9 protein-coding genes are annotated in these 12507 nt (G+C 68.3%); 4 read left to right on the plus strand and 5 right to left on the minus strand.

Annotated elements, in window-relative coordinates; translation table 11 throughout:
* Positions 1 to 246: 246 nt before the first annotated feature.
* From OXG83_12270 to OXG83_12290, 5 genes are all read right to left on the minus strand, one after another.
* On the minus strand, positions 247 to 2268 hold the full coding sequence (locus tag OXG83_12270; protein MCY3965807.1) for a tetratricopeptide repeat protein: 2022 nt from the start codon (positions 2266 to 2268) through the stop codon (positions 247 to 249).
* Positions 2265 to 4043 (minus strand): VCBS repeat-containing protein, encoded by a 1779-nt coding sequence (locus OXG83_12275; GenBank protein MCY3965808.1) that lies wholly within the window; start codon positions 4041 to 4043, stop codon positions 2265 to 2267. Before OXG83_12275 ends, OXG83_12270 begins: the two co-directional genes overlap by 4 nt.
* The gene (locus OXG83_12280; protein MCY3965809.1) at positions 4040 to 6289 is read right to left on the minus strand and encodes a CRTAC1 family protein; all 2250 of its coding nucleotides are present in this window, start codon (positions 6287 to 6289) and stop codon (positions 4040 to 4042) included. The genes OXG83_12275 and OXG83_12280 overlap by 4 nt, the downstream gene beginning before the upstream one ends.
* A gap of 41 nt (positions 6290 to 6330) precedes the next feature.
* Positions 6331 to 8172 carry a hypothetical protein gene (locus OXG83_12285; protein MCY3965810.1) on the minus strand — a complete coding sequence of 614 codons (1842 nt, stop codon included), beginning with the start codon at positions 8170 to 8172 and terminating at the stop codon, positions 6331 to 6333.
* 94 nt (positions 8173 to 8266) lie between these two features.
* Positions 8267 to 8848, minus strand: a complete 582-nt coding sequence (locus tag OXG83_12290; GenBank protein MCY3965811.1) for a sigma-70 family RNA polymerase sigma factor — start codon at positions 8846 to 8848, stop codon at positions 8267 to 8269.
* A 45-nt stretch (positions 8849 to 8893) separates the two neighbouring features.
* On the opposite strand from OXG83_12290, the gene OXG83_12295 reads away from it, so the two are divergent.
* The 4 genes from OXG83_12295 to rfbC are packed head-to-tail and all read left to right on the plus strand — an operon-like array spanning position 8894 to position 12501.
* Positions 8894 to 9922: a 3'(2'),5'-bisphosphate nucleotidase gene (locus OXG83_12295; GenBank protein MCY3965812.1), complete on the plus strand. Its 1029-nt coding sequence runs from the start codon at positions 8894 to 8896 to the stop codon at positions 9920 to 9922.
* Positions 9923 to 9944: 22 nt separating this feature from the next.
* Positions 9945 to 11054: a dTDP-glucose 4,6-dehydratase gene (gene rfbB / locus OXG83_12300; GenBank protein ID MCY3965813.1), complete on the plus strand. Its 1110-nt coding sequence runs from the start codon at positions 9945 to 9947 to the stop codon at positions 11052 to 11054.
* Positions 11051 to 11938, plus strand: coding sequence for a glucose-1-phosphate thymidylyltransferase RfbA (rfbA, locus tag OXG83_12305; protein ID MCY3965814.1), 888 nt, complete (start codon positions 11051 to 11053; stop codon positions 11936 to 11938). The genes rfbB and rfbA overlap by 4 nt, the downstream gene beginning before the upstream one ends.
* Positions 11935 to 12501, plus strand: a complete 567-nt coding sequence (gene rfbC, locus OXG83_12310) for a dTDP-4-dehydrorhamnose 3,5-epimerase (GenBank protein ID MCY3965815.1) — start codon at positions 11935 to 11937, stop codon at positions 12499 to 12501. Before rfbA ends, rfbC begins: the two co-directional genes overlap by 4 nt.
* Positions 12502 to 12507 lie beyond the last annotated feature (6 nt).

Raw genomic sequence — 12507 nt, forward strand, 5'->3', positions numbered from 1 at the left:
GGAAGGGGTCCCAGCGGGCTGTCGGCAAGCGACGGCCGACGCCCTGCCATCAACTGACGCCGAACCGGAGCGCAGCCGACCGAAGCGAGCGCAGACCTTTCCCTTACTCAGAAAGCGGGAGCGTCCGCTGGGACCCCTTCCCTTCGGTCCGTCCAGCCGAGGCGGCAGCAGGCACCGCCCCGCCGCCGCCGCGTGCCACCGCCGCTGCGCTACGCACCGCCGCTGCCTACGCACCACCGTCGCGCGTCAGCGCCGCCACGGCGCCCGCACCGGACGCCCCGCCTGGTAGGCCGCCAGGCGTTCGCGGGCAGCCGGGAGCGCTTCCGAAGCGCCGGCGCGCTCCAAGTTGTCGATCAGCCGCTGCTGCCAGGCGACGGCCTGTTCGAAGTCGCCGGTCGCGGCGTAGGCGAGCGCGACCAGCGCCCCGTGGGCCGGGGTCTGGGCACGCTGGAACAGGTCGGTGGCCAGGGTCAGGGCCATCGCGCCGTCTCGCACCGAGTCGTCCTCGGAGGCGGCCAGGAGTTCCGCCAGCAGCAGGGCGAAGAAACCGCTTCCACCCTGGTCCGGAAGGTCCAGGGTCTGTTCGAGCATCAGGCGGACCCTGGCATCCTCGCCGGCGAGGAGCAGCGCGGTGACCTCGGCGGCGCGGGCCCTGGTGTCCGAGGGGTCGAGTTCGAGCGCACGGCGGGCGGCGAGGGCCGCCTCGGTGAACATGCCGAGCCGGCCCAGCGCCGTACCCAGGTTCAGGTAGGCCTCCTTTGACGTTGGGTTGCCGACGATCGCCCGCTGATAGTGAGGAATCGCTTCCTCGTAGCGTTCCTGCTGGGTGCGGATGTTGCCGAGTTCGAAGTGGGCGGCGCTCAACAGGCCGGGATCGCCGCCCGCTCGGATGAGCTGCTCGAAACGACGAGCCGCCGAGGCCGGCCGACCGAGTTCCTGTTCGATCCGTCCGAGTTGCATCACGATCTCGCGATTGAGTCCGAAGTCGGCCAGGAGCGCTTCGAACTCCCGTAGCGCGAGTTCGCGGCGGCCGCCCAGCCGGTAGTTGCTTGCCCGATGGAAGCGGAGATTCTGGTCGCCCGGCGCCAGTTCGAGAGCCTGGGTCAAGGCCTCGGCGGCTTCGAGATGCTCGCCTGTCTCGCCCAGGCTCCTTGCCAGCTCCACCCAGGCCGGCCCGAAGGACGGTTCGAGCTCGACGGCTCGCCTGAGTCGTTCGGCCGCCGCCTGGAATCGGCCTTCCTGGTTGTAGAGCCGACCTGTGTGGAAGTACAGCGCGGCATCGTCCGGACTCAGGTTCAGTGCCTCCTGGTACCACATGGCGGCCTCGGCGCGGCGCCCCATCTGCTCCAGGGCCGCAGCGAGGGACCTTCTGGCAACAGCGCTCCGGGGATGGTCCTCGACGGCTTCGCGGAACCGCTGCTCTGCGGTTTCGAAGGCGTTTGCCGCCAGGGCGACGCGCCCGAGCAGCAGTTGAGCGCCGATTCCCGTGGCTGACTCCTTGATCTCCGCGGCGATTGGATCGGCGAAGGCGACTGGCGCCTCACCGCGGAGTTCCATCGCCGCGCGCGAGGCGTCGTCGTTACCCAGGGCGCGGTGGGCGAGGGCAATGTGGTAGTGAAGCGCGTTCGCCCGGGGTTGTTCCCGCAACGCGGCCTGGAAGTGTTCGAGTGCCGCGGCCGGGTCATCCGTTTCCGCGGCGAGACGTCCGAGGCCAAAGTGCGCCGCCGCTCTCGCCCCGGGCAGGTTCAGCGCGCGCTCGTAGTGGATTCGTGCCGGCTCGCCTTGTCCCAACTCGAGATGGACCCGGCCGAGGCGGATGGCGGTCGCCGGGTCGTCCGGTTCAAGTGCTCTGGCCTGTTCGTAGGAGGCGGCCGCTTCCTCGAGTTGTCCCAGGTGCTCGGCCGCGCTGCCGAGGAGGTAGCGCCAACGAAAGTTCTGCGGATGCAGTTCCGCGGCGTTCGCCAGACAGGCTCTCGCCGGCGGCAGGAGGTCGTACACGAGGTAGAGCTGACCGGCTTCGCCGAACAGCCGCCCCAGTCGATCGGCGTTTTCCGCGGTTGGCGATCCCGCCGCCAGGGCGTCGTCGAGCAACTGGCGTTGCTCGGCGATCTGCGTGCGGACCGCTTCGTCAACACCGCGAAGATCGACTTCGGGTACCGGCACGAGCCGGCCGGCAATCTCGGTCTGCGCGCCGAAACCCGCCGCCGCGAGCGTCAGCAGAACCCAGGCCCAGGGGCTCGCTCGCCGTGGTTTGGTCCGCCTGGTCATTCTTCGTCTTCTTCCCGTCCATCGGTCCATCGACCCGTGCCTCGGACGAGGTCAGTGTAAGCCGCCGGGGGTGGCGCCGGCCACTCCTCGACCCTTCCGTCCGGCCACTGGACTTCTACGCGCGACACTTCGGCGCCGGCAGGACTCACCGTGATCCGGGGGTCTCCCGACGACGTGTAACTGCCGCTCGAGCCTGCCAGGCGGACGAGCGGCGAAGCCGCGCCGCGGTGGATGCGCACGGTGACGCCCGATGCCGGTCGGTGGCCGTGCGCGGCGTCCAGGCGCGGCGCCAGACCGATCCAGTCGTCGCCGGCAGCCCCCTGGTTGAGCAGCAGTCTTGCGGGTCCGTTGTTGTTCGTGATGATCAGATCGGTGTCACCGTCGTTGTCGATGTCACCGGTCGCAAGGCCGCGGCTTACCAGGGGTGCGGCACCGTCCAGGATGCCCGCCGGCGCCGGATCGAAGCGGCGCCCAGCGGAACCTCCGGTCACGTTCAGAAACGCCTGATTCGGTTGATCCAGGGGGAAGGGGTCGTCCTCCGTGCGCGGTCTGCCGGCCGCGAACGTCACGGCGCCGTTGACCACCGCAAGGTCGAGCCAGCCGTCGTGGTCGAGATCGACGAAGGCGGTGCCGAAGGAAGTCGCGTCCCAACTCGGTCGAGCCAGTGCCGCCGCGTTCGTGCGGTCCCGGAAGGTGGGTGCGCCGGGTTCCGAGTCGTTCCGGTAGAGGGTGTTCGTCTCCCGGTTGAAGTGGGTCAGGAAGAGATCGAAGTCGCCGTCACCGTCGTAGTCGCCGCCGGCGACGCCCATGCTGGCCTCGGCTTCGCCGTCCGCGTTGAGGGCAGCACCGCTGATCAGGCCTTCTTCGACCAGGGCGCCGTCTCCGGCGTTGATCCAAAGGTGGTTGGGCATGAGGTCGTTGGCGACGTAGAAGTCGAGACGGCCGTCGAGGTCCAGATCGGCGGCGAGGACGCCCAGGCCGTTGCCGGGTCGAACCGAAGTCAGGCCGGCGTCTGCCGTCGCGTCCTCGAAACGAGCGGAGCCGTCGTTGCGTAGCAGGAGATCGGGGACGGGCTGGTAGGCGCCGGGCAGGCAGTAGTCGACTTCGCCGCGCTCTGTAAGGCAGGTCTTGTGGGTGACCAGCGAGAAGTTCAGGTAGTTGACGACGAACAGGTCGAGATCGAGGTCGCCGTCATAGTCAGCGGCGGCGGCCGCGATGCTCCAGCGCGCGTCGCCGGTGCCGCTCGGCTCGGTCCGATCGCTGAACGTACCGTCGCCCTCGTTTCGCCAGAGCTGGTTGGCGCCGAGGTTGAGCACGTAGAGATCGATCCAGCCGTCGTTGTCGAGGTCGGAGGCCACAACGCCCATGCCGTAGCCCGTGGCCTCGATACCGCTCTCGGCGGTGACGTCGACCAGGCGGACGGTCGCGCCGTCCTCTCCGGGTTGGAGGTCGTTGCGATAGAGGCGATCGCGGGGCGGCCAGTCGCCGGCCCAGGGAACGGTTGCCCGACCGGGATCCCCGTCCGCGCCCAGCAGGTTGCCCTGGACCAGGTAGAGGTCGAGGTCACCGTCGTTGTCGTAGTCGAAGAGCGCCGCGCCGGCGCCCACGACTTCGGGATAGTAGAGCTGGCCGCTCATGCCGTTCCAGTGTCGGAAGTCGAGGCCGGCGCTCTTTGTTGCGTCGACGAAGACCACGTCGCTCTCTCCTGCCCCGGTGAGGGTGGGCAGAAGCGCTGACGCCACCCACGCGACGACGCCGGTGGGCCCCGTTCTCATCCGTCGCCGCCGAGGCGGAAGGAATCCTCCTCGACGCGTTCGAGACTCTCCACCCGCTCGCTGGCCCGGTACGACGCTCGCGGTTCGACGTCTTCGAAGACCTGCACCGTGCCGCTACCGGCCCATCGGACGCGGATCTCGTCGATCCTCGTTGCGTCTCCCAGACCCACTTCGAGCTGCATGCTGTTGCCACCGAAGGAGCCGCCCGAGCCGACCAGACGATGGATCGTGCGTTTGCCGCCCGGACCGTCGACGGAGAGGGCGACCCGCGAACCGACGCCGAAGCGGTTGGCGCCCGAGCCCGCGTTGCCGGCGCCCGCGAAGCGCAGGGTGATCCAGGCGTTGTCGCTGCCCGGATTCTCGAACAGCGCGTTGCCGAACGTGTCGGTCGGGTAGAAGCCGCCGAGCTGATGGAGGAGGTCCATGTCTCCGTCGCGGTCCAGGTCGCCGAAGGCGACGCCGTGGCCCTTCTGGAGGTGGCCGAAGCCGCCGGCGAAGGTGACCTCCTCGAAGCGCCGGCCGTTGTAGCGGTACATGACGTTCGGCATCAGGCTGGCGAGGTCCGGTTCGCCGGTGCCGAGATAGAAGTCGAGCCATCCGTCGTTGTCCAGATCGCCGTAGTTCGCTCCCATTGGCAGAGCCGGCCGGCGGATGCCCAGTGCGCGCGACACTTCGGTCATCCGCAACCTGCCGTTGCAGCCTGGCTCTGTTCCGCAGTCGTTGCGGTAGAGCAGCGGCTGGCCCACTCCGGGATCCGACCCCATGTAGGAGGCCACGACTTCGGTCGCCTGGTCGCGATAGTCACCGACGAAGAGATCGAGGTCGCCGTCGTTGTCGTAGTCGAAGAACCAGGTGGCGAAGCTCTCCCGCTCCGGCTCGGTGACGCCCGCGGGGATCGCGACGTCCAGGAACAGGCCGCCGTCGTTCACGTAGAGCCGGTTGGCGCCGAAGTTCGAGACGTAGAGGTCGAGGTCGCCGTCGTTGTCCACGTCGCCCCAGGCGACGCCCTTTGCGTAGCGCAGGTTGCTCACCCCCGCAGTGGCCGCCACGTCCTCGAACGTGCCGTCGCCTAGGTTGCGGAACAGTTGCGACGGGTACTCGTGGGCCTCACTCGCTTCGTTGCCGACATAGAGGTCCAGGTCGCCGTCGCCGTCGTAGTCGCCCCAGGCGGCGGCCTGGGTCGGATACGCAGGTTCGGCCAGACCGGCGGCCCTGGTGGTGTCGACGAAGCGCCCGCCGTCGCCGTCGAGTTCGTTGCGCAGGAGCGAGTTGCGGATGCGGCCCTCCTCCAGCAACCAGGCGCCGCGCAGGACGAGCAGGTCGAGGCGGCCGTCACCGTCGTAGTCGGCGTGGATCAGGTTCAGGCCACCGAGCTGAGCGCTGAGGCCCCAGGCTTCGCCCGTGTCCTCGAAACCTCCGCGGCCGTCGCCTCGAAACGCTCGGAGAGGGCCGCATGGGTCCCACGTGGAAGTAACCATGTCGAGAACGCCGTCGCCGTCGAAGTCGTCGACGACGGCGCCGCCCGCAAGATCGAGAGCGTCGATTCCGAGTTCCGGTCCGAGATTGCGCCAGCGCCCGCCCGCGAACCGAGCGGAGACGAAGACGCTCTCGTCGATGCGGAGGTGGTCGGGCACGCCCTCGGGGAAGTCGCCGGTCAGCCGTCTCGTGACGTTGAGCAGCCACCTCGCCCGGTGCCTCCAGGTACCGCCTGGCCGCCCTTCCTGCAGCATGGCCAGGAACAGGTCGCCCGCGGCGCGGGCGTGTTCGGGGCGGGCGTGGACCGCGGAGGGGACAAGCGGCAGGATGCAGCTGTCGGCCGAACGGCGGACGGGGCGGTCCTGAGCCCGGTCCGCGACCGGGTCGTCCGCCGTCGCCATGGCGCCTGTGTGATGGACGCAGTTCAGATCCTCAGCCCGCTGGAGATGCGCCAGGGCCAGGTTCCATTCGGGGACGGTCGGTCGGACGTCGGGTGAAGCAGCGATCGCCCTCGTCGCCGCGGACAGGTACTGGATCGCTCCCTCGGTGTCACCGAGCCGAAGCAGCTCGCTACCGAGCTGGGCCAGGGTCTCGGGGTTGGAACCGGTCGAGGACAACTCGGCTCGAAGCTCGTCGGCGAGCCTGGTGCCGAAGTACGGGTTCGAGCCGTCCTGCAGCTGCTGACAGGAGTGTGAGAAGTCGTCGGCGGCCGCGGCAGCGGCGACTGGCGCTACGAGCAGGACCATACTGGCGAGCCCGCGGGCCGGCATGGGTGGAGCCTACTACGATCCGGGCGTGCGCCTGCGCGCCGCTATTCGGCGGGCGGCTTCGGTATCGGCGGCTTGGGGTCGCCGTCGTCGGTACCCTGCGACGATTCGGAGTCGCCCGGAGATGCGTCGCCCGTGTCTGCGTCGTCAACAGGGGGAGGTGTCGGCGGCAACGCCGAAGCGGACGCGACTGCATAGTCGGACCTGCCGAAACGGGTCATGAAGACGGCGCCGAGGCCGATCGTCCAGGCCAGATAACAGATCAGCACGCCCGGGACACGGAACATGGCGCGGAAGAACCAGGGCAGACCCAGGAAGCCGAGAAGGTCGGCCACGAGCGCAATCGCCTGGATCGTCAGGACGCCAAGCGCCAGAGCGCCGAAGCTGCCGGCAGCTACCTGGCCGGCGCCCTGGAACCGCCGCCTGCACCAGTCGCCTGCCGCCGCCGCGGAGCCCGTGTAGCCGAACACGAAGGCCGCCGTCAGACCGATCAACGCAGCGGGCCAGAGGAGGATGGCGAAGGGAATGCCGATGACCGTCACGGTGAGCAACAAGCTGACCAGGATCAGGACGGGCAGGAAGAAGACCTCTACACCCAGGCCCACCGCGAACATGACCCACAGGTCGGACGAGGCCGCCGCTCGCACCCGGCTGACTCCCTTCGGCGCGACCAGGAGGACCAGGCCGCTGAGCGCGATCAGCAGGACGGTGAAGATGATCGACTGGACGAACTCGAACACCTTGCCGAGGCGGAAGAACGGCGGCCGGTCGCCGACGCGTGGGAACCAGTAGCCGTCCCAACCATCGAACCAGTCGTCACCGAAACTCCAGTCGAAGTCGTCCCAGGCCACCTCGGAGACTTCGCCGAGCACGGACGCCCCGTCTTCCCGACGTACCCTGCCGCCGACCGTCAGGATGTCGCCCCAGACCTCCGCTTCGGGGCCAAGCTCCACATTGCCGCCGAAAGCGACCACTTCGCCGGTCACGCGGCCGTTGATCTTCGCCTCGCCGCCGACCGCCACCGCGTCGCCGCGAACCTGACCATCGACCTTGACGTCGCCCCCGACCGACACGATGTCGTTGACCACTTCGCCCTCGCCGACCCGCACGGTGCTGCCGAACGCGACCCGGTTGTCGAGGTCGACGACCACTTCGACTCCCCCGTCCCCGTTCAGGTCGCGCTCGAGATCGTCCAACCGTTCGATCGTCTCCTCGATGGCACCCCGGGCGTCTTCGCCGGCTTCCTCGAGTGCCTCGTCCAGACGTTCCCGGGCTTCCTCCAGTGTCGCGCTCGCCTCTTCCTGGGCTTCCGGAGCGTCCTCTTGTTGACCAAACGCCCAGCCCGTACAGCACAGTCCACCCACCAGCAGCAAGGCGACGGGTCGTGCTCCACGAACCCGACGGCGCCCGCCCGGTCTCGAAGAGAACCGGTGCAGAAAAAAGACCGCCGCCAGGCTGAGCAGCGTCGCGACGGCGACGACCGCGGTGACCTGCGGGGTGCGCAGAATCAAGTCCAGAGCCTCGCCGACCTGCACTGCTCCGCTCAGGAAGGGGAGGCTCTCGGCGAGGACGCCGGCAGTCCAGGTCAGCATCCAGACCGCGGTGAAAAGCGTTGCCTCCAGCGCGCTCAGCATGGTCAGCCAGGTCGACGGGACGAGCAGCGTCACGCCGCCGAGCAGGAGCATCGCCATGGCGGCGATGGCGCCAACCGACGCCTGAGCCCAGACAGGCATGCGGAACGGGAGCAGATGCGTCACCGGTGCCGCCACCTCAACCGGGCGATGCGTCGCCGCCACCTCCCGCATCACCCGTTCGACGAACCCTTCCCCCGGGGCGGGATCGTCGAGCGATTGGAAGAGGGTCCGGAGGTCGATTCGGTTCCGCATGTTCATTCCTCGCGGCAGGTGCGATTGTATGACGGCGGCTTGATTGCGGCGTTCACCATGTCCTTCGCCCTACGATGCGAAGATCGCCGCGGTTTCAAACCACGCCACCCGCGCGCAGGCGCTGTTCGATCTCGCGGCGGGCCCGGCGAAGGTTCGTCTTCACGGTTCCGAGCGGCATGCCGGTGACTTCCGCGATGTCCCGGTAGGGCAGTTCCTCCTTGAAACGGAGCAGCACGACCAGCCGGTACTCGGGTCTAAGGGCTGCTATGGCTGCCTCGAGGGCCTCGGCCAGTTCATGCCGCTTCACCAGGGTGTCGGCCGCCTCCGCCCGCTCATCCTCGATCCGGTCGAGGACGGACCATGCGTCGGGGTCGCCGCTCTCGATCGGAACGGTGGGTAGCTTCTTTCGCCGCAAGTGGTCGATTGCCGCGTTGCTTGCGATCTTGAACAGCCAGCTCGCGAAGCGCCGCCGGGGGTCGTAGCGGGCAAGGGCCATCCAGGCTTTGACGAAGACCTCCTGGGTGACGTCCTCGGCGATGCCGTGGTCCCGGACCATGCGCACGACCAGGCTGAAGACGGGGCGCTGGTAACGCTCGACCAGGGTCTGAAAGGCGCGCTCGGAGCCTGCGACAGCCTCCGCGATGAGTCCAGCTTCATCTTTCTGACGATGCGTCAAGATGACAGTGTGGCATGCATCGCGGCTGCTCCGTATCATTGCCGCGTGGAACACGGAGGCGATCACCTGGATACGGAGAACTACGGTCGACTTGCGGCCGCGGTTCAGTCCGTGCGGATCGCGGGCCGGGTCACGCGGCGCCTTCAGCAATCGCTCCAGGGGTCCTTCGTGACCAAGGAGGACCGGTCGCCGGTGACGGTCGCCGACTACGCGGCCCAGGCTCTGGTCAGCCTGACGCTGCCGCCTGGCGAGGCCATCGTCGGCGAGGAGACCGCGGAGGCTCTGGGCGCTCCCGGAGGGAGGGAGATCCTGGACCAGGTCGCCCACGCCGTCCGGTCCGAGTTGCCCGATGTCACCGCCGCCGACGTGCGAGCCGCGATCGACCGCTGCTCGGATGCGGGCGGTGCCAGCGGGAGGTTCTGGGTCCTCGATCCGATCGACGGCACCAAGGGGTTCCTGCGCGGCGACCAGTACGCGATCGCCCTGGGCCTGATGGAGGACGGCGCGGTCGTCGGCGGTGTGCTCGGTTGCCCGAACCTGCCTTCGGACACCGGCCGCGGTTGCCTGTTCGTCGCCGCCCGTGGCCGGGGCGCCTGGGAACTACCGTTCGACGAGGATCGGGGGACGGCGCGGCGGATCGGGGTTTCCGCGGTGGCCGCGTCGGGTGACGCTGCCTTCTGCGAGTCGGCCGAAGCGATGCACTCGGACCGTGATCGGCACGCCAGGATTGCCCTGCGGCTTGGGGTGACGGCCCCTCCCGTGCGCATGGACAGTCAGTGCAAGTACGGGGCGATCGCCCGTGGCGATGCTTCGATCTACCTCCGGTTACCGTCGTCCAGGACCTATCGGGAGAAGATCTGGGACCATGCGGCGGGCTTCATCGTGGTCTCCGAAGCCGGCGGCGCGGTGACGGACGCCTACGGGCGCAACCTCGACTTCAGTCGGGGGCGGACTCTCGACGGGAACCGTGGCGTGGTGGCGACCAACGGCCGCCTTCACGGCGTGGTCCTGGATGCGGCGGCCGCCGTGCTGCCGCAGAGCCCGGCAGCGTCGCCGCCGAATCCGGAAGGTTGAGACGGGATCCTATCTCTTGGTTGTGAGCGAGACTCTGCTTGTCTGCGGCGGCGCCGGCTTTATCGGCAGCAACTTCACCGCCGGCGCCCTGGCCGACGGTTCGTGTCGGGACAGCCGCGTAGTCGTGTTCGACAAGCTGACCTATGCCGGCAGTCTCCTCAACCTCGAGGCCGTGGAGGACGATCCGCGCTACCGGTTCGTCCATGGCGACATCGCCGATCGCGAGGCCGTCGGGCGAGTCTTCACCGAGCACCGTCCCACCGCGGTCATCAACTTCGCGGCCGAGAGTCACGTGGACCGCTCGATCGACCGTCCCGGCGACTTCATCCGCACGAACATCGTCGGCACGTTCGAACTTCTCGAAGCAGCCCGGATCGCCCTGAGCGGCGGTTCCGCAGAGGAGAGGGCCGCGTTCCGGTTCATCCATGTGTCGACTGACGAGGTGTTCGGCAGCCTCGGCGACGAAGGACGGTTCCACGAACAGACACCCTACGATCCGAGTTCGCCGTACTCCGCGTCCAAGGCCGCCGCCGATCACCTCGTGCGCGCCTACTGGCGCACGTACGGTCTGCCCGCGATCGTGACCAACTGCTCGAACAACTACGGTCCATATCAGTATCCGGAGAAGCTGATTCCGGTGATGATCCTGAACGCGATCGAGGGACTCCCGCTGCCGATCTACGGCGAGGGCAGGAACGTCCGGGACTGGTTGCACGTCGACGATCACGGTGCCGGTCTGCTCTCAGTGCTGAGGCGTGGCGAACCGGGCCAGAGCTACAACCTGGGGGGCGACGAGGAACGAACGAACCTCGAAGTCGTGGAGGCTGTCTGTGCGGCGGTGGAGGCGGAGGTCCCGGCGGAACGAAACGCCGCGCTTGCCGCTAAGGGGATCGGCAGCTATCGGGAACTGATGACCTTCGTCGAAGATCGACCGGGTCACGATCATCGCTACGCGATCGATGCCTCGAAGGTGCGGCGCGAACTGGATTGGAGGCCGCGGCACGATTTCGAGACCGGGCTGCGCGAGACGGTGCGATGGTATCTGGAGCACCGCGAGTGGTGCGAAGCGGTGGCCCTTGGGGCGTCCAGGACCCGGATGGGGACACAGGCCCGCCTGACGGCTGCGACATGAGTCCGCTAAGAGGAATCCTGCTCGCGGGCGGCGCTGGCACACGGCTCCATCCGGTGACGCGCGCGGTCAGCAAGCAGTTGCTGCCGGTGTACGACCAGCCGATGGTCCACTATCCGCTGTCCAGCCTGATGGTGGCGGGTGTGCGAGAGGTTCTGATCATCACGACGCCGCAGGACCAGGCAGCCTTCAGGCGCCTGCTGGGCGACGGCAGCGAGCTCGGCCTCGAGCTTTCCTATGCGGTGCAGGAAGCGCCGGAGGGCATCGCCCAGGCGTTCCTGATCGGCGCCGAGCACCTGGGCGGAGCGAGGGCGGCGCTCGCGCTTGGCGACAACATCTTCCACGGCCACGGCCTGGCCCGGGTGCTCCAGCGGGCCGCGAACCGAAACGCCTCCTCGCCGGGTGCAGTGATCTTCGGCTACCGCGTCCGGGATCCCGAGCGGTACGGAGTGGTCGAGTTCGATGACGAGCGGCGGGTGATCGGGTTGGAGGAAAAGCCTGCGGCGCCGAAGTCGCCCTACGCGGTTCCAGGTCTGTACTTCTACGATGAGCGGGTGGTCGACCTGGCGCGGACGCTTGAACCCTCGGCGCGCGGCGAACTGGAGATCACCGACCTGAACCGCCTTTACCTGGCTGAGGGCACGCTCCAGGTCGAGCTCCTCGGTCGCGGCGTCGCCTGGCTCGACACGGGGACGCACGAGGCGTTGCTTCAGGCGAGCAACTTCATCCAGGCGCTCGAGGAACGTCAGGGACTGAAGGTCGCCTGCCTGGAGGAGGTGGCCTATCGCATGGGGTACATCGACGCGGACGAGCTGGCGCGGCTGGCGGAAACGACGAACGACACCTATGGTCGTTACCTGAGCCTCGTCCTGGAGGAGGGACGTTGAGCGCGCCGCCCAGGGTCCACCGGACCGGGTTGCCCCATGTGCTGATCGTCGAACCCGCTGTTCACCGGGACGGCCGCGGTTTCTTCCTTGAGAGCCATAACTCGTCCACGTTCGGGGTGTCCGGCGTGGAGAGGCCCTGGGTTCAGGACAATCACTCGCGGTCTGGCCGCGCGACGCTGCGTGGCCTCCACCTTCAGTGTCGCCGGCAGCAGACGAAGCTCGTTCGCGTCACCCGGGGCGAAGTCTTCGACGTCGCCGTGGATGTGCGGCGCGGCTCTCCGTCGTTCCTGGGCTGGACCGGCTGCGTCCTGTCGGAGGACAACTTCCGCCAGCTCTACATCCCGCGCGGTTTCGCCCACGGCTTCTGCGTGATCAGCGAGAGCGCCGAGGTGCAGTACAAGTGCGACGACTACTACGACCGGGACGACGAACTCTCGATTGCCTGGGACGACCCCCAGATCGGGATCGACTGGCCGGTCGAGGAGCCGCTGCTCTCGGACCGCGACCGGGCGGCGCCGACCATCGCGGGATGTTTCGAGCAGCTGCCGACGTTCTCGTATTGAGTCGCT

This window comes from Acidobacteriota bacterium, from assembly GCA_026707545.1.
Lineage (GTDB): Bacteria > Acidobacteriota > Thermoanaerobaculia > Multivoradales > Multivoraceae > Multivorans.

Coding starts and splice junctions, on each gene's coding strand:
- OXG83_12280 (MCY3965809.1), bottom strand. CDS start 6,289: ATGCCGGCCCGCGGGCTCGCCAGTATGGTCCTGCTCGTAGCGCCAGTC.
- OXG83_12285 (MCY3965810.1), bottom strand. CDS start 8,172: ATGCGGAACCGAATCGACCTCCGGACCCTCTTCCAATCGCTCGACGAT.
- rfbA (MCY3965814.1), top strand. CDS start 11,051: ATGAGTCCGCTAAGAGGAATCCTGCTCGCGGGCGGCGCTGGCACACGG.
- OXG83_12275 (MCY3965808.1), bottom strand. CDS start 4,043: ATGAGAACGGGGCCCACCGGCGTCGTCGCGTGGGTGGCGTCAGCGCTT.
- OXG83_12270 (MCY3965807.1), bottom strand. CDS start 2,268: ATGACCAGGCGGACCAAACCACGGCGAGCGAGCCCCTGGGCCTGGGTT.